General features: G+C 60.3%; 25 protein-coding genes. All 25 read right to left on the bottom strand.

Features of this window, described 5'->3' with window-relative positions; genetic code table 11:
* Nucleotides 1-38: 38 nt before the first annotated feature.
* On the bottom strand, nt 39-335 hold the full coding sequence (locus tag NH234_RS06840; RefSeq protein ID WP_003222226.1) for a phage tail assembly protein: 297 nt from the start codon (nt 333-335) through the stop codon (nt 39-41).
* On the bottom strand, nt 332-679 hold the full coding sequence (locus NH234_RS06835) for a phage tail tube protein (RefSeq protein ID WP_007908779.1): 348 nt from the start codon (nt 677-679) through the stop codon (nt 332-334). Before NH234_RS06835 ends, NH234_RS06840 begins: the two co-directional genes overlap by 4 nt.
* A gap of 67 nt (nt 680-746) precedes the next feature.
* On the bottom strand, nt 747-2,243 hold the full coding sequence (locus tag NH234_RS06830) for a phage tail sheath subtilisin-like domain-containing protein (RefSeq protein ID WP_367256074.1): 1,497 nt from the start codon (nt 2,241-2,243) through the stop codon (nt 747-749).
* Complete coding sequence (locus NH234_RS06825; RefSeq protein ID WP_085729845.1) at nt 2,243-2,422, bottom strand: DUF2635 domain-containing protein; 180 nt, start codon at nt 2,420-2,422, stop codon at nt 2,243-2,245. Before NH234_RS06825 ends, NH234_RS06830 begins: the two co-directional genes overlap by 1 nt.
* Nucleotides 2,419-3,003, bottom strand: a complete 585-nt coding sequence (locus NH234_RS06820; RefSeq protein ID WP_085729844.1) for a hypothetical protein — start codon at nt 3,001-3,003, stop codon at nt 2,419-2,421. Before NH234_RS06820 ends, NH234_RS06825 begins: the two co-directional genes overlap by 4 nt.
* A gap of 60 nt (nt 3,004-3,063) precedes the next feature.
* Nucleotides 3,064-4,092 carry a phage tail protein gene (locus NH234_RS06815; protein WP_085729843.1) on the bottom strand — a complete coding sequence of 343 codons (1,029 nt, stop codon included), beginning with the start codon at nt 4,090-4,092 and terminating at the stop codon, nt 3,064-3,066.
* A 9-nt stretch (nt 4,093-4,101) separates the two neighbouring features.
* Nucleotides 4,102-4,314, bottom strand: coding sequence for a tail protein X (locus tag NH234_RS06810; protein WP_085712874.1), 213 nt, complete (start codon nt 4,312-4,314; stop codon nt 4,102-4,104).
* Nucleotides 4,307-4,690 (bottom strand): phage tail protein, encoded by a 384-nt coding sequence (locus NH234_RS06805; protein ID WP_085729841.1) that lies wholly within the window; start codon nt 4,688-4,690, stop codon nt 4,307-4,309. The genes NH234_RS06810 and NH234_RS06805 overlap by 8 nt, the downstream gene beginning before the upstream one ends.
* Nucleotides 4,687-7,137 carry a phage tail tape measure protein gene (locus NH234_RS06800; RefSeq protein WP_367256071.1) on the bottom strand — a complete coding sequence of 817 codons (2,451 nt, stop codon included), beginning with the start codon at nt 7,135-7,137 and terminating at the stop codon, nt 4,687-4,689. The genes NH234_RS06805 and NH234_RS06800 overlap by 4 nt, the downstream gene beginning before the upstream one ends.
* Before the next feature lie 128 nt (nt 7,138-7,265).
* Nucleotides 7,266-7,847, bottom strand: coding sequence for a phage tail assembly protein (locus NH234_RS06795; RefSeq protein ID WP_367256069.1), 582 nt, complete (start codon nt 7,845-7,847; stop codon nt 7,266-7,268).
* A 79-nt stretch (nt 7,848-7,926) separates the two neighbouring features.
* Nucleotides 7,927-8,433, bottom strand: a complete 507-nt coding sequence (locus tag NH234_RS06790) for a phage major tail tube protein (RefSeq protein ID WP_103520481.1) — start codon at nt 8,431-8,433, stop codon at nt 7,927-7,929.
* Nucleotides 8,433-9,599, bottom strand: coding sequence for a phage tail protein (locus NH234_RS06785; RefSeq protein ID WP_221732477.1), 1,167 nt, complete (start codon nt 9,597-9,599; stop codon nt 8,433-8,435). The genes NH234_RS06790 and NH234_RS06785 overlap by 1 nt, the downstream gene beginning before the upstream one ends.
* A 2-nt stretch (nt 9,600-9,601) precedes the next feature.
* Complete coding sequence (locus tag NH234_RS06780) at nt 9,602-9,787, bottom strand: hypothetical protein (protein ID WP_039771239.1); 186 nt, start codon at nt 9,785-9,787, stop codon at nt 9,602-9,604.
* A gap of 100 nt (nt 9,788-9,887) precedes the next feature.
* Nucleotides 9,888-10,316 carry a phage tail assembly chaperone gene (locus tag NH234_RS06775; protein WP_085729835.1) on the bottom strand — a complete coding sequence of 143 codons (429 nt, stop codon included), beginning with the start codon at nt 10,314-10,316 and terminating at the stop codon, nt 9,888-9,890.
* A gap of 15 nt (nt 10,317-10,331) precedes the next feature.
* Entirely contained in the window at nt 10,332-12,176 is a 1,845-nt protein-coding gene (locus NH234_RS06770) for a phage tail protein (protein WP_367256066.1), read from the bottom strand.
* The gene (locus tag NH234_RS06765; protein ID WP_367256064.1) at nt 12,177-12,812 is read right to left on the bottom strand and encodes a phage tail protein I; all 636 of its coding nucleotides are present in this window, start codon (nt 12,810-12,812) and stop codon (nt 12,177-12,179) included.
* Nucleotides 12,809-13,804 (bottom strand): baseplate J/gp47 family protein, encoded by a 996-nt coding sequence (locus NH234_RS06760; protein ID WP_367256062.1) that lies wholly within the window; start codon nt 13,802-13,804, stop codon nt 12,809-12,811. Before NH234_RS06760 ends, NH234_RS06765 begins: the two co-directional genes overlap by 4 nt.
* A complete protein-coding gene (locus NH234_RS06755) occupies nt 13,801-14,133 on the bottom strand; it encodes a phage baseplate protein (RefSeq protein WP_085729831.1) in 333 nt (110 codons plus the stop codon). Before NH234_RS06755 ends, NH234_RS06760 begins: the two co-directional genes overlap by 4 nt.
* A gap of 14 nt (nt 14,134-14,147) precedes the next feature.
* Nucleotides 14,148-14,756 (bottom strand): phage baseplate assembly protein V, encoded by a 609-nt coding sequence (locus tag NH234_RS06750; RefSeq protein ID WP_367256060.1) that lies wholly within the window; start codon nt 14,754-14,756, stop codon nt 14,148-14,150.
* 3 nt (nt 14,757-14,759) lie between these two features.
* A complete protein-coding gene (locus tag NH234_RS06745; protein ID WP_367256058.1) occupies nt 14,760-15,281 on the bottom strand; it encodes a hypothetical protein in 522 nt (173 codons plus the stop codon).
* A gap of 72 nt (nt 15,282-15,353) precedes the next feature.
* Entirely contained in the window at nt 15,354-15,692 is a 339-nt protein-coding gene (locus NH234_RS06740) for a phage holin family protein (protein ID WP_085729828.1), read from the bottom strand.
* A 133-nt stretch (nt 15,693-15,825) separates the two neighbouring features.
* Nucleotides 15,826-16,251, bottom strand: coding sequence for a tail fiber assembly protein (locus NH234_RS06735; protein WP_256575877.1), 426 nt, complete (start codon nt 16,249-16,251; stop codon nt 15,826-15,828).
* Nucleotides 16,252-16,331: 80 nt separating this feature from the next.
* Complete coding sequence (locus NH234_RS06730) at nt 16,332-16,760, bottom strand: tail fiber assembly protein (protein ID WP_367256055.1); 429 nt, start codon at nt 16,758-16,760, stop codon at nt 16,332-16,334.
* Nucleotides 16,761-17,297: 537 nt separating this feature from the next.
* Nucleotides 17,298-18,032, bottom strand: coding sequence for a helix-turn-helix transcriptional regulator (locus tag NH234_RS06725; RefSeq protein ID WP_367256053.1), 735 nt, complete (start codon nt 18,030-18,032; stop codon nt 17,298-17,300).
* Between the two features lie 396 nt (nt 18,033-18,428).
* Nucleotides 18,429-18,698 (bottom strand): hypothetical protein, encoded by a 270-nt coding sequence (locus tag NH234_RS06720; protein WP_367257132.1) that lies wholly within the window; start codon nt 18,696-18,698, stop codon nt 18,429-18,431.
* Nucleotides 18,699-19,249 lie beyond the last annotated feature (551 nt).

Genomic DNA, 19,249 nt, shown 5'->3' with positions numbered 1-19,249 from the left:
AACCTTCCAGAACCAGGCCAGGTCATAGGCGACCGAAATCAGGTCGGTGATGGCTCCGACGCCGCACTCATGAAAAAACTCGCAACGGCCCAGCTCAGCGCGTTGAGGTCAGCCAGGTCCAGCTGGTTGACCGACGACGGCGGTATGCCGGCGCACACGGCGATGTACTTGGCCGCCACGTCCATGTCGAGGCTGACCTCTTCGCTTTTGTCGATCTTGTACGGCAGCGCCTTGATCGCTCGCACCTCCTGCACCGTCGGACGGCGCAGGACGAGTTCGGTCAGGGGCTCGCCGTGAGCTTCGATCGCAACTTGAAGCTTCACGGCGCCGCTCATTGCCAGGTCCCCTTGATGCCTTCGAATTTCAGTTCGATGGTGGCGTCATCACCCTTGGAGACTGGTTCTTCGACCAGGTAGGCACCGGCCAGTACGTAGACTTTGCCGTTGCTGAATTCGCAGGTGACGGTGATGTCGGTGCCTTCGATCAGCTTCTTCAGCGGGAAGTCAGCGGTGTGCAGCGCGGTCACCTTGAACGATGGCGCGATGTCGGTTTCCTTGTAGAAACCCGGCACGACGGTTTCGCGTTTGACGGCCATCAGCGGGGCTTCGCAGCCGCCATTGATAGTCAGTTGTGCACCGTCGACCTTGACGTAGCAGGTGCCTGCAATCAGTTGACCCATGGTGTTACTCCCTTCAAATAAAAAGCCCACGCAAGGTGGGCTGAAATCACAGTGTCAAACGGGCCGATCAGGCGACGTCGTCGTACTGCAGACGGAACTGGTTGAGCAGTGCGAACACGCGCAGACCGTTGATGTAATCAGGCGGGAACAGCACGTTCACGCGGCTCGGATCCTGTACGTCGCGCTCGACGATCAGGTGCTCGGCGAACAGCTCGGCGTTTTCCACGTGGCCTTCCAGTTCGAGCTTGGCGTATTGGGCGATCAGCTCACCGCGAATGGTCGCCGGGGTGACGATCGGCTGGCCGGCACCGAAACGGGTGCCGTCGGAAGCCAGTTTGTGGCGACCGTATTTGCTGGTGATCACGCTTTGCAGACGACGCACGATGAACGCCGACTGGTGCATGGTTTCGCTGTCCAGATACGAGTTGTCAGCCTGGCCGTAGGCGTTCTTCTGGTAGGTGGTGATCGAGCGCTGGATGCGCACGTAACCGCCTTCGTAGTAAGCGGTGGCGATGCCGTAGTTGAGCAGCGACTGACGCTCGGTCAGGGTGAAGCGCTCGCTGGCCGGAGCCGGATCCACGCCTGGCAGGCTGCCGCTCTGGGTCGGACGGCTAGCGTCAGCGGAGATGAACACCGCAGTGCGTGCAGCCAATGCCGCAGCTTGTACCCACACCGGTTGCGGAACGCCCGGCTCCAGCGCCTGAATGGTCATGTGCTGGTCGTTGCGCGCCTGACCGGCGGCCACCAGAGTGCCGACGGTGCCGCGCTTGGCACTGTAGACGTGACCGAACAGTTGCTTGGCCCACGACCAGCGACCGGTGCTGTCGTCCATCACCGCTTGCCAGGTATTGAGGGTGGCCAGGTCGGACCACGGCAGCGCGATGAATTCGAACGGTTCGTCGCCCAGTGCGGCAACGGCCGCCACTTGATCCGGTACACCGACGCCGCCGGTCATGGCGGTGATGGCGGTGGTCAGGCCGGCCGGGGTTTCTTCGCCGTTGCTCTTGCCCAGGCGATTGAATTGCAGGCTGATGTCGTTGCCGCTCTCGCCGGTCCATTTGGCGTTCAGGGTGACGACGCCTTCAGCGGCCGCAGCGCTCACCGGCAAATCGGCGGTGGCGTTGATTTTCTGTGCCAGGGCGGTGGCCGCCTGGGCAGCGGTGGCACCGTTGACCACGGTGGCCTGCACGCGGACGCCGCCAACATACAGGTTGAGCACGCCAGCCTGAGTCGCGGTGCCGGTCAGGGTCACTACGCCTTTGGCGATGGCGCCAGTGGCGTTGTGCAGTGGCAGGCACCAGATCTCACCGATCGGGTCGGCCTTGCGGAAGGTCTCGTACATGGAAGCCAGCATCGAGCCTTGGCCGCCAATGCTCTTGGCCAGCGCCACGCTGGAGACCAGCACCAGTTTGCCGACTTCGCTCGGGGCGATGTTGTCGTTGACCTGCGCCACGATCAGGCGGCGCATGGACGACGACGCGCTATTGGCGGCCGAGTTGTCCATTTCGGCATAGAACAGCGGTACACGAATGTCCGCAGGAATGTTGCTGAATCCGATCGCCATTATTTGGCTCCCTTTTGTTTGGCTGTTGCGGTTTTGAGGGTGATATCGCCGTCGGCCAGACGCCGACGCCACCAGGCGCTGTCCAGCACTTCACGGCCTTCCAGTGGCAGCAGGTCGCCGGCTTCCGGGTCCGGCACGGCACGGCCGGTGGCCGGCACTACGGTGATGCGGTTGCTCATGGGGTTACGTCTCCAGAGAAAGTCATTTCCACGCGCCCGTCAGGGCCGGGGTGTTTCAGGTTGGGGTCGGCCGGATCGATCGCATCGACCCGCACGGTGACCCCGGTAAAGGACGACAAACCGTCCAGTTCGCGTTCGTGCCAACTCTCCGCAGGCTGACTTGGCAGATTGCGGCCCAACTGGAACTCGGCAAAAAAACGCAGCCGGTAGAAAGCGCGGCTGCTGTCGATCGAGACCGTTTCGCCGCCGTCATAAACGATGGCGCTGTAGTCCGAACCGGGCTTGAAACCCACCAGCGCCCGCCACAGTTCGGCGCGCAGGTCGTGCAACAGATCCAGCGCTTTTGTGGCGTCCGTGGCGTCGAGCACCAGGATGATTTCGAAGCGGTCGCGGATCGGCTGGCTGGCGGAGTTCTGTGCGGTGCTGGCGCTGGCCAGGTCGGCCAGGGGTAAAACATGAGCCGACGGGGTCGGCAAATTCGGGTTGCCTTGCAGCAGCGCCAGGTCGACACCTGTCGCGATATGGCCGGCAAGGCTTGGGCATTGCGCACGCAGCTGCGTGAGGATCGGGGAGATCTTCATGGGGAGCGTTCCAGGTTTTGTGAGTGACCACAGAGGTGTGTGGCGGTGAGGCCGGATGGATCAGTCCTTGGCTTTTGCCTCGGGATCCCGGCCGGTCGCTTCGATCAGGCAGCGATAGCTTTCTTCGCGCTTGCCACTGGCGGTGATTTTTTCAATCGACCAGCGACCGCGCATGAAGTCCGGCCAGGTGTCATCGAGCACCAACAAGCCCTCGGCGACCAGCAGCGGATCACCCGGGCAGGTGATCTTCAGCTTGTATTTCTCGCGCAGCATCTTGCGCACTTCGGCTTCGCCGATGGCTTTGGCTTCTTCCACACTGGCCTGTTTCTGACGAACGACCTTGTAGGGTGCCGAGCCGGTTTTCACCTCCACCTGTTTGCCGGCGTTGGCGTCCCAACAGCAGACTTTGCAACCCTGATTCTGGGTGCGGGCGGTCTCCTCCAGCGTGGCGCTGATGAAGGCGTGATCGCCCGGCCGATTGTTGTGGGTCACCGACAGCCTCACGTCCGGTATCACCTGACCCGACAGGTTTTTGAGCTGCGCCGGTTTCGCCAGTACGTAGAGGTCGTTGAACGGTTTGGCCACCGCGTCGTACTTCTTCGCCAGTCGCGTGATGAAGCCCATGTCGGTTTCATTCGACTGGTCGACATGGGCAATCCTGATCAGCGCCAGTTCGGGATCGACGCGCGGCGAGAAACCGTGCGGCTCGACCAGTTTGCGAAACAGCCCGCCAAGCGTCGTGGGGCCATGACTGGCCGTGCGCCGTTCCTTGAATCCGGTTTCGTCCTTGCCGCTGAAAGGCGCGGCTGTCGCGACCAGCGTCAGGCGCAGCGGGAACAGCGTCGGTGTCAATCGAGTCACCCGGAACTGGCCCTTTTCGACCAGCCCGGTCTCCAGATACCCCACCCGCAGGCCGATGATGCCGCCCAGGGTCGGCAAGCCTTCAAGGCCTTCCAGGTCGAGCACCAGCGTCAGTTGATCGGACTCCATCCCGGCGGCATCGATGTGCTCCCAACTGATCAGGCGCTGGTTCAGCAGGTCCTTGTTGGCGCCGTAGATTTCGATCGCCGGCGTAAATCCCTGTGCCATGCAGCCTCCTTAATCCCAGGCCAGAACCGGTTTGATCGCGGCGGGTCTGCTATCGAGTTCCGGGAGTGTCACCCAGACACCAGCCGACAGAATCGGGCCGTGCTCGGCCAGGGTCGGGTTGAGTGTCCACAGGGCTTCCTCGGCGCTGTCATCGCTGCGACCGGTTTCGCGGTACAGCAACAGATTCACCGAATCGCCGGCCACGCTTCGTACCTTACGCATTGTTGAACTCCGTCAATACGATCACCCACTTGACCACCATCGCGGTGCCGTCATCGATGACCTCGCTCTGGTTTTCGTCGATGCTGGTGATCCGCCACAAACCCCAGTTGCGGCCAATGCCGTCAATCAACGGCAGCGGCGCTCTCAACGCTTGCAGCGCCCGCAGCTCATCGAGCCGGTCCATCGCCACGGCATACATCGAGGTGCCGCCGATGGTCAGGGTTTCGGGCTTCTGCCCTATCTGATGGGCTTTGGGCTTGCTGTTGAGGATCTGCAGCTCGGTCCAGCCGCCATCGGACTTTCGCGCCAGCGTGCTGTACGCAAAATCCCGGGACAGGCCGAAGATGAAACTGCCCAGTGCCATTTGTTGTTTCATGTCACGACTCCATCGGTCAGGGCTGCGTCACGGCGTGTGGCGAGAGGGTTGGTCGGCATGATCTGGCCCAACTGACTCATCGTTGTTTGCACCACCAGATTGGCCAGTGCCTGGGCACTGCCCTGATCCTGACCATTGATGTTGATGGTGGAATTGAGCGTGACAGGCTGGCTGGCGGCAGTGGCGGCAGGTGCCGCGGAGATCGTGGAGGTCGCCGAAGTCGCGATCAGGTCCTTGCTGACCTGTGCAGGAGAGCCGAGACGATCGACCTGTGTCCCTAGCTTTTCGCCCAGGGATTCACCGATGACCCCGCCCGCCATGCTCCCCAGCCACCCGCCGACCATGGTGCCCAAACCCGGCAGAATCAACGTGCCCAGTGCAGCACCGACAGCGGCTCCGGCAGACGACCCGGCTAACGATGCACCGGACGACACGACGGCACGTTTATCGCCCTTCATGACGCCGGTGACCATTTCGTATCCGGCGCTGAGTAACCGCAGCGGTGGTGCCCGTCTGGCAAGCAGTCTGCCTGCCCTGGCGTAAGAACCGGACAGTGGAGCGGCCGGTGCAGAGCTGACAGCTGATGAGCCTGCAAATGCCGTCATGGTTCCCGGCCAGTACGTGCCAACGGATCGTGTCGGCGGCGCAAGCGGTGCCGACGGTGCAATGATCCGTGGTGCCCGGGGGGGCACCCCACCGACTGCTCCACGTCCGACTCGAGGCGTGATGCTTGCCCGGCGAGGCTTGAGCTTGCCGCCCGTCCCGCCGCCCAGTGGTTGGCAGCAGCAACAATCATGGCCCACGCCATTTCCGGCAGACGTTTTTTTTGCTTTCGGGTCTTCAATATCGGCAATCAAACCGCCAAGACCAAACGGCAATTTTGAGGCCACGCCCTTGAGCAGTTTGTCGGTGAAATTGCCGAATGCCTTGGCCATCACCGCCACCACGATGGCCGACAATCCAGCGCCCGCAACGGCTAGCGCCGTCGAGGTTTTTGGATAGGCTTCAGCCATATCGGCCACGCCGTTGGTCATATTCGTCAGCGAGTCCAGCGTGCCGGTCGCATCCGGCGCCAAGGCCGTGATCAGACGATTGAGACTGGCATCGAACGCGTTCCAGCTTCGCTGTGGGTCTTTACCTGCAGGCTCGGCGCTGCGTTCAATCGCGCCGCTGTAAGCCGGTGTCAGTGGATCATTGGGCTTGAGCAATGAAAGCGGCGTCTGTGCCTCGCCGGGTTTTCCCATCCATTGGCGCACGCCACCCTCACCTTTGTAGGGCGATGCGAGGCTGCTCTGGGTCGCTTGCGAGGACACAAGCGTCGACGTTCCTTCCAGTTTGGCCGGAGCGACCAGCGAAAACGCTTTTTGCAGGTCTTCGGGCTTCGCCAGCAGTTTGCGTACACCGTCGTCACCACTGAAAAGTGTCTTGATCAGTGCCGTTTGCTGTTCTGCCGGTTGTTGCTTCAATGCCGCCAGCGCTTTGACAAGGTTGTCCGGGACGTTTTCAGTCAGCTTGCCGGGATCAAGCCCCAACGCCTTCCACGCCGACTGCTCGGCCGCCGAGCCCTGGCTGCCTTTGCCCAGGGCAGCGCTGATGCTTTTCACCGCTGCCCCGGCACCGGCCTTGTCGACGTCAGCGTTGAGCAACGCGGCTGACAGCGCTGCCAACTGCTCGGGCAGGATCCCCGCTGCAACGGCCGACTCGCCGGATTGCTGCACCACCAAGCCGATATCGGCGGCCGTCGCATTCAGTCCGCTGTTGCCCAGATGCTGAGTTGCATCGGCCAGCAACTGACCTTGAGTGCGATCCAGTTTCATCGAGACTTGCCAGGCCGACAGCATCTCACCGGCCGACTTCAGGCTGATGCCGAACGCCGACGCGTTGACCGCTGCATCCTGGGCAAAGTCCAGCAGCGCTTGTTCCTTGTCGGCGCCCTTGAGACCCGCGCCAATTCCGGATCTGCCAGCCGCGACTTCGACCTGCACCAGATCCACGACCGTCGCCCCACTGCCGGCAACCCGTTTGTCGGAGGCCAGTTTGAGGTTGCCTTTCGACAACGTGTCGAGGTCGCCACTCAGGCCTTGAACCTGCCTGAGCTGGGCCATGGTGGTTTTCAGGGCCATGTCCGATTGCAGGTAGGCCGGAGGCGAGCGCTGTTCAATCTCGGCCTTGAGCTTAGACTTGCTCTCGCCGCCTGCCGCCGGCGCGGCGGTTACAACGGGCACCTTGAACGATGCCAGAGCTGTGTTCAGGCCCAGGACAACGGCGCCGAGCTTGATCTGTTCACGCACCAGACTGCGGATGTCCAGACTGGCCGTGAGCAGCGCCTCTTTCAGTTCGGACAGTGGTTTGATCAGGCTGTCCGTGGCCGATCCCCCTGCCGAAAAACCGGAACCCGCGCCTCCGTCTTGCGCGGCGTACATCAGCGAAAACGATGTGTCTGCCATGCCGCTCTACTCCTTTTTCACGCCAAGGCGAGTGATCGCTATGTCGTAGCGGCGCAACGCCTTTTCGGCGTCCCACTCCAGAATTTCCGCCTCACTTACCGGGTAAATGAGCGGCACGATATCGAGGATTACTTCGATGTCGCGTTCTGAAAGAAGGCCGCCGGCTGGTTTAAAAAATCGTCGATGCGCACCTGCAATTGCGTCCAGTCCGGCACGGTCATCAGAGCCAGATCGGGGATCATCAGGCCGGTACAATGGGCGGTGATGAACTCGGCACGTTCCTTGGCCGTTTTCAGTTTCTTCATCACTTTGGTGGCTCGCAGCGCCGGCATTTCCAGGCTCAGCGAGGTCACGGTGCGGCCGGTGACGGCGAGTGGTTGCAGCAGTTGCACCAGGTCGGGGTCGTCGGACTTTTCCGCGTCTTCGACCTGGTCGAGAAAGTACGACGCCGGACGGGTCGACATCTCGTGCACGTACTGCGCAATGCTCACGTAGTCCGGACGCTTGAGCTGGTCGAGTTCCTTGACCGACAACCCGGTGGCCAGCAGCGCCAGTTCGAAGAACTGATCGTCTTCGTCATCACCGGCGCGCTCCAGCGCTTCTTTCTGGGCGGCGTAGAACAGGGGCTTGAGCTGGATCGATTCGATCTGCGAGCCGTCGTCACCGGTGATCGGCGACAACAGGTCATGCTTGGGTGGCATCCACGACATGAATGAATTCCTTGGGTGTTCTTGAAGATCCCTGCGGGCAGGAACGCCCGCAGGGTTTGTGCACGGTCTGCCAGAAGCCTTACGGCATCAGCACCGCACGACGGGCATCGCCGAGGATGTCGACGCCGTTGAGCACGAACTTCTGGGTACGCACGTCGATGTCGATCACCGGGATGCCATTTTCCAGACGGTTATAGGTGCGGCAGGAGAGTTCCAGCGTGGTTATGGCTTTACTGCCCATTTTCAAGGCATCTTCAGCCAGAGATTTCAGCTTGCCGCCGACGGTGTGATAGGTGAACCAGGTGTTGCCGTCCTGATCCTGACCGGCTTCACGCACGTTCAGCAGAATGTCGTCGCCCAGTTTCACGCCCATCGCCAGCAACACTTCAGCGCCGGTGCCTTGCAGCTTGAGTGTGGCATTCAGCGCCTTCGCACTCTTGGCCATTTCCTCAACGATGAAGCGCCCGCCCGTCATGCTTTCCATGTCGAAGTCGATCTTCGGCGGAGTGAATTCCTCCACGGTCGCCGACAGCGGCAGGCCTTGCAGGGTGGCCGCGATGGCCTGTCTTACGCGGTTGGTAAACATTAGAGAACGTCCTCCAGGAACTGCTCGATGATTTCATCGCGGGCGTTGAGTTGATAAACCATGTGTTCGTTCGGCGCGTAGCGGCCGTAGTCGATGACCACGTACCAGGTGCCGTTCTTGTACTTCTCGACGCTGTTGAGTTCCGGGTGCAGATAAACGCTGCCGCCAGGAATGGTTTCGTCGGCGACCAGAGTCTGCAGCCAGTCGTTGATGCGTTTGACTTCCTGATCCATGAACGACTTGGTCAGGTTCTTGGCCATGGCTTTCTGGCCGGCCTTCACCAGCTTGCGGCTAATGGCATCTTCCAGACCGACGTAGCTGATGAACTTGCCGGTGATCGAGCGGTTGCCCAGCAGCGAGAAGCCGCCCAGCACGGTGCGGGCGTAATAGCTGACGCCGTAGCGGTTGAGCAGATCGCCTTCGGTGGAGGTGTCGAGGATGTTGTATTCAACGACCCGGGACACGTCTTCGGCGTAGGTCACCTGGTTGCCCGGGCTTTCCCATTGCTTGACCTTGGCCAGCGCGGCGATTGCCAGACTGGATGGCGCGAGGAAGACGTTTTTCTTCGCCGCTTTCGAGTACACGGCGGGCATGTTGTGCACCACCAGGCAACGGTCGAAACCCAGATCCGCGCCGCCCAGTTCCTGGCTGTACAGCACTTGGTCAGCGACCGAAGCGTCCTTGCCGTCCAGCACCACGCGGGCCTTGATGCGCTTGCCGAACGAGGCGAACTCGCTGGCCACTGCCTTGGTGCCGGTGAAGCCTGGCGCGCCGATGATGGTCAGGTCTTCCGGAACGCTGCCCAGCGCAGCCAGACCGAGCTTGCGGCCGGTGGCCGGTTCGACACCGCCGATCACCGCGTTGACGGTGTCAGCCGGGGTCGCGCCCGCTTCGACGATCACCACGTAGACCGGCACCTTGACCACTTTGAGGATCTGGTAAACCGCGTGGTACAGGGTGCCCTCTTCCGAGCCGGTCGGATCGAGCAGCGCGTGGGTGGTGAAGCTGTTGATGCGAAACGGTGCGTTACGCGGAATCAGCGGATCGGCTTTCGGCGCAGTGCCGACCAGACCGATGACGTTGTCACCCAGGCCACCCATGGCCTCGGGAGATTCGGTGGCATTGACAGTAATGCCGTTGTGCTCGAAGTTCAGAACCTCAGCCATAGTCAGTCAGCCTTCTTGGCAGCGGCCTTCACGGCCTTGGTGGTAGGTGTTTTCAACTCCAGTCGACCGGCGCTGTGCAATGCGCTGGCTTCGACGTCGAGCAGATCGAGTTCCTGGCCGACACTCGACCAGTGCCCACCGCCGGTGGGGAATGGAACGAGCACGGTGTAGGTTTGGCGGGTTGCCATTTTTCGTTTCTCCATAAACGGGAAAGCCCCTCGTTGGGAGGGGCTTGGCGGGTGTTGAGTTTTTTAGGGGGGAAAGAAAACGCCCCGGGGTGCGGGGCGCTCAATGGGTCTGCAACGCAATCCAGTCAGGTTGTTTGGGGCGAGCCTGTTCGTCGGGAAAACGCTCTGACTGCGGCCAGTCGCGCAGGCTCTTTAGATAAGCCAGCAGCGCTTGATACTGATCGACGGTCAATGTCGTCTGGCTGGACATTTCGAGTTCATCGCGATGACGCTCGCGCAGCCATTTGACGCTGTCGATTTCGCCGTCGCGCCAAAGGCGCTCGCGGTTGGCCTTCGCTTCGGCATCCATCTCCGGCCGTTTGAGCACAGGGTTTCCGTCCGCATCCGCAACGATCACCTGTGACTGCGCTTGGCCGGCGAGCAGTTGCGAACGCATCGGCGCAGTGATCTTCACTGCGTCCTGCGGAATGACACCGTGAACGGTGTCATCGTAGAAACCGCCAGTGGAGGCGGCATAAAAAAGTGACATAAACTGTTCTCCTGATTACCAGCCTATCGAAATCCACGGGCCATTTGGCTGGCCACTGCTGCCGAGAGCTGAAACCGCGAATTTCGTTGCGCCTCCATACATGACGCAGAGGGTAGACGTGATACTGACAGAGCCGATCGAGCTGCTGTTGCCGACCAATGTCATGACAGAAACGTTCGGGAACGCAATCGGATAGGTCACTGTCATTTGGGCACCGGCCGCAATGGCTCCCGTGGTTCCCCATTGAATGACCAAACCGCCCAGCCAGCTCGGCAATATCAGATATCCGTTTGCCGCCTTGAGCGCCGAGAATCCCCACCGCAGTTTCTTCGGCGTGACGATCGTTTGATCGTCGTTGCCAGCGTCTGTCTGGGCCTGAGTGGCGGTCTTCACAGTGCCCTGATTGAGTTCGGTGGCTTGCTGCGCCAGAACGGCCAACGCGGCAACGTCGATGTTTCCCTGATTGACCTGGGCGCTCCAGGCTTTGATGCACCACATGACAGCGATGTTGCGCGGACGCGCCTCTGAACCGCCCGCCGAGGAAGTAGTGACATTGGAACTCTGAAAGTCACGCCCTGGACCAGCCGCCAAATGACCATACGAGTAAATCGTACCAACGGCTGTATGCGTATGTGCCTTGTTGTCATCAGCCTGCCAACTGCCAATGCCACGCCCGGCATCCACCCCACGCCCATGATCCCAACCCCGCAAGAATTCCCCACGCGCCTCAGGCAACCGGAAATTCCCGACACCCTCATCCCCCTTGTTGAACTTGCCACCCAGATAGGCGCTCAAGTCAGGGTAGGTCGCGCTGCTCTTGACGCTGTTGTCCAGCTCCAGAAAACCCGGTGGCGGTGTATCGACAGGGAACGCCACAATCGATCCCACCGGCAACGCAGAAGCCTTGGCAATCAGCGCCTCGACTTCAGCCTTGGTGTACGAATCCTTGATGCCGAAACCGGCCAGCGTGTCGGGATTCGAGCCGGCTGTCGCGCGGCCGTATTCGTCGACGCTCAGACTTTTGTAGGTACCGGCAGCAATCCCGGTGCGCCCGGCCAGCATCTTGAAGGTCAGCGCGGTAGTGCCGAGAGTGATCGGCGCGTTGGTGGTCAGGTGCCACAGCGAATCACCGTTGAGCGTGCCCTCTTCCACCATCACCGTCAGGCCCGGTGTGACCTTGGCGCTGACGTTGGCATCGTTGGCCCGAACCCAGTCACCGTTGGCGACAATCCACAGACCGTTGTCCTTGGCCAGGGTCTGGTTCGGCAGCAACACGCGGTCACCGGCGATCACCGCCACACCGTCGATCTGCTGCGCACCGTTCAACACCACGTTGGCGGTGGCGGCGACGCGCACCGATTGTTTGCCATCGAGTTTGCCGAGTTCTTCGGCGAGGTAACTCATGACCCACGCACGAGTGGCCTTGACCACGGTGTCGTCGATCAGCAGCGTCACCAGCGAGGCATTGCTGGTCTCGAAAATCGAGCGGATGTAGAACTCTTTGCCCGAGCCGGAGGTGGCCAGCACCGGTTTGAACGACTCCGGGTATTTGACGATCGCGTAGAGAATGCCGGTGTCGGTCCACAGCCCCGCTTCACGCACGTACCAGCCGCCGACATCCGGCGGAATGGTCACTTCGGCAAGCAGCCAGCTCGGATTTTTCTCGTCCTGGAACAGTGCGTTGAGCGGTCCACGCCAGACTTCGCGTTTCAGCGCGGTAGCCGTCGCGGCCGGGTTGTAGACCGCGCCGCCGCCGTCGCCGACGGAAATCTGCGTCAGCTTGATCGGCACGCCCGCTGCCTTGCAGGCGGTTTCGTAGGCAATCCCTGCGTTGGTGAGCAGGGTGTAATAGTCAGCCATTCAGGCCCCCTGAGGATAAATAGTGGATGTTTCGACGGTGTAGAGACCGGCCGCCATGAAGGCTTCACCGGAGGTTTCAAGGCCTTCGAGGAACACCGGATAGACCGTGGTCAGCTCGCCGCAGAAGGTCGCGACGCCAATCACATGAGAGCCAAAGGCGCTGAGGCCGACCGACACCGACAGCACGTCCCGTTCGCTCTTGGCATCGGCCAGGCGTCGGTCGAGACGGGCGTCGATTTCTTCGCTGTAGGGTTGTTCGGTGAAGGCTCGCACGGAGAAGCTGTAAGGCGCGCCCGACGGAGTCTGTTCATACCAGGCGCGGACTTCAGGCCTCAGTTGCAAGCCCTTGGCGGCGTTTTCCAGAGCCTTGCGAGTGCCGGCCTGGCGCGCGGTGGGCCAGGCCAGTTCGACGGTCAGGCGTTTTTCCGCTTCCGGCGCATCGGTGCTCCATTCGGCCACGCCACGATCCGCGGCCAGATACGGCAGAAACGCGACGGGAGTTGAAGCCGGATTCATCAGTTCGGGAAACGGCGGCGCAATGCGGTCAAGCAAGGTGCCGAAGCCGATATCGAGCGCCCGTTCCAGCGCCGAGCTGTTGGCCGGCAGCAGGGTAGGACGAGGTGTCTGGTCCGTCATAGCGTCTGCACCTCGACTTCGACCGCCGTGCAGTACGGCGCTTGAAACGCGGTGCACACGATGGGTGTCAGCGGTTCAAGAATCTGTAATTGCACGGCACCGGCGCTGTGCAGCGTGTAGTCGATCCAGCTCGGATCAACCCGGCCTTCCAGACGATGGCAACTGTCGGCGTAGGCTTGCAGATGTTGCTCGGCGGCGACTTTGGTCAAGCCCGAATCCGGGCCGGAATTGATCTTCGCCACGACGCGGATCTTGTAGCGCTGAATCTCGGCGCCCTTGATCGTGACCTTGTCGGTTTCCGGGCAGACATCGGGCCGTGCAAAGTGTTGGCGCACGCCGTCGAGCAATGCGGCGGACGGTGTGCCGTCGGCGTCCCGCGAGAGCACCGTCACCTGCACTTCACCGGGGGCCGTGCGACGACCATTGCCATCCTTGACCTGCGCGGCGAGGCCGTCCGGGGCGAAGGTGTAGGTGACGTTCACCACACCGGCATCGGTGGATTCGACTTTCACCGCCGGCCGTTCGCCGAGGGTGAACACCTCGCGGCGGTATTGCATCCGCGAACCCGCCGCCGGGGCATGGGGCGCCAGGTAATAGCGCAACCGGGCGTCATCGTCGCTCTCGTAAATCGCTGGCACCGGCGGGAATGCTGCCGGGTCGCCCGGGTCGAGCAGCTGTCGCTCCAGGCCCATGTCCGCCAGCCGCGCATCGAGGTTGCTGCCGGTCGCCCACCACGCCAGCATCTGCTTGATGCGGGCGTTGTATTTGCGTTCGTGGGTTTGCAAGCGAACGCAGAAAGCTTCCAGCGCCATGGTCAGCAGTTCGCTTTCGTTTTCCAGGCTGGTCTTGAGTTTTGCCGCGCTGTCCGGCGAACGGCTGCCGACGTACTCGAGGACGAAGGTCTTGAACTCGGCGAGCAGATCCTCGAAGGCCTCGACCTTGATCAGTGAAGGTTCGGCCAACTGGTTCTGGCCAGGGATCAACATGCTCATGTCACGACCTCGAAAGTCTGTTGGCGGTTTTTCCAGGTGCCGGCAAACCGCAGCAACAACCCGGCGCCCTGACGGCTGGCGACGATCACTTGCGGCTGGAAGTCGCCGATACCGTTCTGTGTGTTGTAGAACGCTTGCGCGGCGTGGCTTTGCGCCAGAAGCAGAACGTCGTCACCGAGGTTCTGTCCCAGCAACGTGGGGATCAGCGACCCGTACAAGGGCCGCTTCTGCCGTGTGCCCAACGGCGTGGTCAGGGCCCGGGTCGCGCGCTGCACGAATTGCAGCCAGTCGTCGACCGTGGCCCCGGTGTCTCTATCGATTCCGATCATGGGAGGCTCTTGATTCAGGGGCTGATGACGCGACCCTGGTGATCCACCAGCGGGCCGCTGAAGTGAACGCCCGAGGCGTCGATCGTCACGCCGACGGCGCCCAGTTGCAGGTTGATCGCTTGCGGCGTCATCGCCAGCCGCGCAGGGCCGATGCTCAGTTCAAGCGCTTCGCGAGAGCCGCTGAAAGCTGCAGGACCGTTTTGCCAGTGCAGCGTGTGAGAGGCATCGTCGTAGCCACTTTCGCTGCCATCGACATGCACCCGCCGCGTCAACGTGGGGATGGTGGCAGCGGGTGGAAAGCGGTCACTGTTCAGACCGAACAACGCCACGCTTTGCGCACCGCTTTCGCCACTGCCGTAGTTGAACAGCAGACACTGTTCGCCCACGCTCGGAATCCGCGACTCGCTTTGCGCACCGGCACTCGGGTTGAAGAACTTGATGGCCGGGGTGAGCAGTCCACCGTGGCTGACCTTGCAGGTGTTGCTCGCCGCATCGACTTCCTGACAGATGCCAATGCGGCAATAGCTTTCAGCGCGTCGGTGCAGGTCTTCGATCTCCGCTTCCATCTCCGCCAGGCGTTCGATGATCGGGCCCAGTTGCATTCGCAGTAATGCGTCGAACATCGGTCAGGCCTCCAGCGAGGTGTATTGGTCGGGGTCGTCGATGTCGCTGACTTCCCAGGTGCGAGCGAATTTCGGTGTACCGAGCGGGTCGTCGAGCAAGGTCGGACCCAGGTAGAGGGTCTGGTTGAATGTCAGGGTCCACGCCTTGTTGGGCTGATCGGCGCGAATCGCCAGCGACGGCAAGCCATCGATGTTCATCGGCAGATCGCACTGATCGCCTGGCAGGCCCCAGCGGTTGTCGGTGATCAGGTTTTTCAGGGCGGCGATCAGATCACACGCGGCAAACGCGGTGGCGGAAATGGCCGGAATAACCTGAAGGGACAGCGTCAATGCGTGGGCAATGCGCCCATTGGCAGCGCGCTCTCCCGGTGCATTGCGTTCGATGTCGATCAGCACCCAGGCCTTGTCGCCGGGGGTCGTGAAGTCGTCGTGATTGCCGACTTGTACGTTCAGGTCGGCGTTGTTGCGCAAGGCTGTCGCCATCGCCGTGAACAGCTGCGACGGCTGCAAAATCGGTGTGGGCATACATGACCTCCTTTTCGAATGTCCACGCGCAGTCCCGCCGCACGTGTGCAGCGAGACAGGAAAGTGAAAGGGTTATTGCGGGTCGCGCGGGGTAACGTCGCTGACGCCGATGCGCTTGGCGGCCCAGCGTTCGTACAGACCGATGGCCACGTCGGCCCCGGCCATTGCGGTAAGGCAGCCGAAGGCGCCGGCGGCCCAGATCGACATGCCGGCGGCGTACAGCAGCATGATCGCCGAAACGCCGCAGATCATGCAGGCGCCGGAGCGCAGGGCCAGGCGCCGCAGCAACGGCCAGCCGCGGGCGCCGTCCTTGTCGGCGCGCCACATTTCGCCGGACACCCCGCCTGCAACGGCAAGGAGGATGACCAGCCAGATTGGCATGTCTGCCAATGCTTGTTGCTCGGTTGTCATGTCACGCCTCCTGGTGTGATGGATGAATGGTGTGTGTTGGGTTCAAACGATTTCTCTTGAGGTAGGCATTCCAAAAATCCCGGCACGGGGTCGGGATTTTCAGCAATGCGCTCCTGACGATTCGAAGTGTTGGTTACGGAAGGTCTGGCCAGACAATGGTGGTGGGAAAGGCTGGCTGCTTGTTCACCTGGGTGAAGGCAACGCAGTACTGCTTGAAAGCCACCAGATAAGCCTGCTCTGCCGTTGTCGCCAGGCCCAGATCGACTTTGTTTTGTAGCCCCGCGGACACCACACGAGTGATTAGGTTGTCGAACCGACGCGTTTTTTCGTTACGCAGTTGTTCACCCAATACCGACTGGCTCCAAGGGAACTCAGGAGCGAAAGACCAAACACCGTCGGTGTTGACCGCGTTGTGGCCGTAGTCAACCTGGCCAACTGCAGTGGCGGTGATGTCAACCCACACTTGCTCGATGGGAAACTCTTCGCTGATCGGATTAACCGTTTCGAAAATGTTGTCGACTTTGCCATTCACTACACGTGCATATTTTTTCAAATTCATTGCTCACTTCCTTATTCGCTCACCGGTATCCCGGCATACGTTGAAATGCCTTCAGTTGACTTTCGAGGCGGGACGCCGAATCAGAAGGGCGCGACCGGCCAGTTGATTTCGGTCGGATAACCCGTCTGGTTTTTCACTTCATCGAGGGCAATGACGTATTGTTTGAACGCCAGTAACGAGGCTTGCTCTGCGGGGGTGGCAACACCAATATCCACTCTGTATTGCAATGTGTGGTGCGGGAGCCAATCGAGGGCGGCAAGAAGCAGCATTCTCGTGCGGGAGACAACAATGACAACCTTATCCTCATCAGTTGGCGCAGTAAAAGTCGTTCCGGTAGCCCCGTTGCGGGCTATCCATCCCACTTGCACGATTGTATTTTCCGGCACCCACAGCCAAAAGCCCTTGGATCCGTTTGGCACTGCAGGTGCCGTGTAGCTTTCAGTGTCAATGACCTGCGTAACAATAGAGAAGTTGGTGCCGGTGGATTCAAGAAGCACATATCGGTTCATTCATATTTTCCTTTCTTCATTTCAGCAAATGCCGTTTCGCAGTTCTGCACGCCTTCAGCGACGCTGAGGAACAAGGCAGGCATTCCAAAAAGCCCGGCAACTCGCCGGGCTTTTCAGTAATGCACTCCTTTGCCTTCCTTCAATCCTGTGTACGTGAAGGAAGCTGACTTTTCGGCGCTACTGGCGCGGTACGAGTCCATTCAAATTGTTTTTCCGACCGCGGTCCCTGCCCGCCGGATAACTGCTTCTGGTGCTTTACGCTGCACACCCGGGTCAGTTGCCAACCCTCTGAACCGTTGAGGCCGGTTCATCGCTGCCTGTTCTTGTGGAACTAAAGAGCTGTTGTTGCCAGCCGCTTTGTCGAGCGGCTTGGTGGCAAGAATATGCATTAATGCATATGCAGTCAATGCATAAATGCATTTATTTATGCGCAGGAATTGCGCAGATGCATGGAAGCCCCGCCAAACAAGGGTTGCCCGGTTTTCTACAGGCGAAAAAAAACCCGCTGTGGGCGGGTTTTATCTGAGAGAGGGAGCGTTATCGGGCGTACATGCCCCACCAGAAGACGTGACCAAGGATGACAATCTGCTCCTCCTGGATTTCCTGAAAGCTGTAGTCCTCGTCCGGATGCTCATCGCGATTGAAGCTGCGCAGGCGGATACCGGTAGGCAGGCGATAGAGCTGCTTCACCCGCAATTGGCCATTGTGGTTGATCGCATATAGGTCGCCATCGACGATGTCGCCAATCCCGCACTTGCCCGCATTGACGCCGACAGTGGCGCCGTCGCGCAGCACCGGCAACATGCTGTTGCCCCGTACGGTCACGCATTTGGCCTGGTCGAACTGCACGCCGTTATGGCGCAGGCTGCGCTTGCCAAAGCGCAAGCTAGAGCGTTCGCTCTCTTCGATGACGAATCTTCCTGATCCAGCAGCCAATTCAACCTCGCGAAGAAAGGGCACCGACACCTCGTCGTCATCGACGGGCGTGTCATCGTCCCACAGGCTTATGTCCTTGAGTTCGGAATGCAACTCCTCGCGCCCGCCGCCGGCGACCGACGCAACATCCGCGCGCCCGCGCAACTGATCGGTGCTCACGGCGAAGTACTCGGCAATCTTCGAGATGTGTTTATCCGAAGGATCGACGATCTTCCCGCTGAGAATCCGCGAGAGAGTGGATTGAGGCACGCCGGTGCGACGGTGGAGCTCCGTGGGGGAGATCCCGTGCTGATCGAGCAGTGCTCTTAAGACGGAGGATACGTTGCGTTTTTGCATAACGCGCATAGTGCTTGAAGTTTTTCGCGAAGACAAATGCTGATTTGCATAAATCGTGCATAGTCGATCTTTTTGCGCCAGATAGATGTCACCCGGCCGCGATGCCTGCGTCCGACAGACCGCCCCGCTTTTGCCCCACATCTTCCAACGAGTTACCTGACAATCCGAGGAATAAAGCCGTCTCCGACCTGTCCTCCCACACTCCGATGATTCAGCAGTAGTGTGGAAAATCGACCTCAGGCCGCACCGTTCACGGCCTATGCATCGAGCCTGTCTAATATGCATTGGCGAGTTTGGGCGACTTTCGCCTAGTAAAACCGAGAAGCTTTCGAGCGGTTTTAGGCAGCCTATGCGCCCCACCCTGGCGTTCTGCCGATAACGATCCGTCCTGGCTCGTCACCTTCCCAGCTTTTCAAATTCTGCCCTGCACCACCAGGACTGCACATACAGCACGCCGTCAATGTCCTCGAATCCATTGATATTCATCCCGGGTTGGGCCATGCCGTTGACCTTGGCGTCATGCAGCCGAGGAATGATGTCAGGCCCAGGAGTCGGGTTGAATACCCATGCCTGTGTGGCCACCCGGCCAAGCGGCACGCTGTGGTGGTCGCCGATGTGGATGTCGGCGCGCAGGGGCTGAACCTCCTTCAGTCGATCAGAGGGGATGGCCTAGCCATTCACGCGGCGGCGGACGAGGAGGTAGTACATGCCGCACCGAGATACTGTATATAGATACAGCACTCAGCATCAGGAAACGCAAACGCGCCAGTACCGCTCGGCGGACTATGCTTGTTCGTTCAAGCAGAAGGGCGGCACATGGAAGGTTGAGCCAGGACCGAGGCACACACGATACATCGTGTCACGGGTAATCAGTTGCTAAGCCCATTCAGCAAACAACCGCTCCAGGTAGAGATCTTACTGTCATCTGGGCACGTGTGTAGCTATCAGAATTGTCTGATTAAACCTGCAGCCATTCTGGGGGTAACTTGGTGCATTAATTTATCGGGCGTGCACCATGCGAGACTCAAGACACACTTACAAGAAAGCAAGTAAGCATTATAGCAGCTGGAATATAATTTTATTGAGTTTATTCTTCACTATTTCTGCATGCACTTCACCAACTCACGACTCTTTAAACAACACATCTAGCGAAACAGAGAGCACCCATTTAAACGAGACTTACCATCGTTTAACGACTGAGCACCCTGAATCCAACT

Origin of the sequence: Pseudomonas sp. stari2 (assembly GCF_040760005.1) — a bacterium.
Lineage (GTDB): Bacteria > Pseudomonadota > Gammaproteobacteria > Pseudomonadales > Pseudomonadaceae > Aquipseudomonas.
The sequence above is the reverse complement of the archived record's forward strand: the minus strand, read 5'-3'. Positions and strand labels throughout refer to the sequence as shown.

What these genes read in the sequence shown, in the direction of transcription:
- NH234_RS06840 (WP_003222226.1), bottom strand. Translation starts at nt 335, where the DNA reads ATGAGCGGCGCCGTGAAGCTTCAAGTTGCGATCGAAGCTCACGGCGAG.
- NH234_RS06835 (WP_007908779.1), bottom strand. Translation starts at nt 679, where the DNA reads ATGGGTCAACTGATTGCAGGCACCTGCTACGTCAAGGTCGACGGTGCA.
- NH234_RS06830 (WP_367256074.1), bottom strand. Translation starts at nt 2,243, where the DNA reads ATGGCGATCGGATTCAGCAACATTCCTGCGGACATTCGTGTACCGCTG.
- NH234_RS06825 (WP_085729845.1), bottom strand. Translation starts at nt 2,422, where the DNA reads ATGAGCAACCGCATCACCGTAGTGCCGGCCACCGGCCGTGCCGTGCCG.
- NH234_RS06820 (WP_085729844.1), bottom strand. Translation starts at nt 3,003, where the DNA reads ATGAAGATCTCCCCGATCCTCACGCAGCTGCGTGCGCAATGCCCAAGC.
- NH234_RS06815 (WP_085729843.1), bottom strand. Translation starts at nt 4,092, where the DNA reads ATGGCACAGGGATTTACGCCGGCGATCGAAATCTACGGCGCCAACAAG.
- NH234_RS06810 (WP_085712874.1), bottom strand. Translation starts at nt 4,314, where the DNA reads ATGCGTAAGGTACGAAGCGTGGCCGGCGATTCGGTGAATCTGTTGCTG.
- NH234_RS06805 (WP_085729841.1), bottom strand. Translation starts at nt 4,690, where the DNA reads ATGAAACAACAAATGGCACTGGGCAGTTTCATCTTCGGCCTGTCCCGG.
- NH234_RS06800 (WP_367256071.1), bottom strand. Translation starts at nt 7,137, where the DNA reads ATGGCAGACACATCGTTTTCGCTGATGTACGCCGCGCAAGACGGAGGC.
- NH234_RS06795 (WP_367256069.1), bottom strand. Translation starts at nt 7,847, where the DNA reads ATGTCGTGGATGCCACCCAAGCATGACCTGTTGTCGCCGATCACCGGT.
- NH234_RS06790 (WP_103520481.1), bottom strand. Translation starts at nt 8,433, where the DNA reads ATGTTTACCAACCGCGTAAGACAGGCCATCGCGGCCACCCTGCAAGGC.
- NH234_RS06785 (WP_221732477.1), bottom strand. Translation starts at nt 9,599, where the DNA reads ATGGCTGAGGTTCTGAACTTCGAGCACAACGGCATTACTGTCAATGCC.
- NH234_RS06780 (WP_039771239.1), bottom strand. Translation starts at nt 9,787, where the DNA reads ATGGCAACCCGCCAAACCTACACCGTGCTCGTTCCATTCCCCACCGGC.
- NH234_RS06775 (WP_085729835.1), bottom strand. Translation starts at nt 10,316, where the DNA reads ATGTCACTTTTTTATGCCGCCTCCACTGGCGGTTTCTACGATGACACC.
- NH234_RS06770 (WP_367256066.1), bottom strand. Translation starts at nt 12,176, where the DNA reads ATGGCTGACTATTACACCCTGCTCACCAACGCAGGGATTGCCTACGAA.
- NH234_RS06765 (WP_367256064.1), bottom strand. Translation starts at nt 12,812, where the DNA reads ATGACGGACCAGACACCTCGTCCTACCCTGCTGCCGGCCAACAGCTCG.
- NH234_RS06760 (WP_367256062.1), bottom strand. Translation starts at nt 13,804, where the DNA reads ATGAGCATGTTGATCCCTGGCCAGAACCAGTTGGCCGAACCTTCACTG.
- NH234_RS06755 (WP_085729831.1), bottom strand. Translation starts at nt 14,133, where the DNA reads ATGATCGGAATCGATAGAGACACCGGGGCCACGGTCGACGACTGGCTG.
- NH234_RS06750 (WP_367256060.1), bottom strand. Translation starts at nt 14,756, where the DNA reads ATGTTCGACGCATTACTGCGAATGCAACTGGGCCCGATCATCGAACGC.
- NH234_RS06745 (WP_367256058.1), bottom strand. Translation starts at nt 15,281, where the DNA reads ATGCCCACACCGATTTTGCAGCCGTCGCAGCTGTTCACGGCGATGGCG.
- NH234_RS06740 (WP_085729828.1), bottom strand. Translation starts at nt 15,692, where the DNA reads ATGACAACCGAGCAACAAGCATTGGCAGACATGCCAATCTGGCTGGTC.
- NH234_RS06735 (WP_256575877.1), bottom strand. Translation starts at nt 16,251, where the DNA reads ATGAATTTGAAAAAATATGCACGTGTAGTGAATGGCAAAGTCGACAAC.
- NH234_RS06730 (WP_367256055.1), bottom strand. Translation starts at nt 16,760, where the DNA reads ATGAACCGATATGTGCTTCTTGAATCCACCGGCACCAACTTCTCTATT.
- NH234_RS06725 (WP_367256053.1), bottom strand. Translation starts at nt 18,032, where the DNA reads ATGCAAAAACGCAACGTATCCTCCGTCTTAAGAGCACTGCTCGATCAG.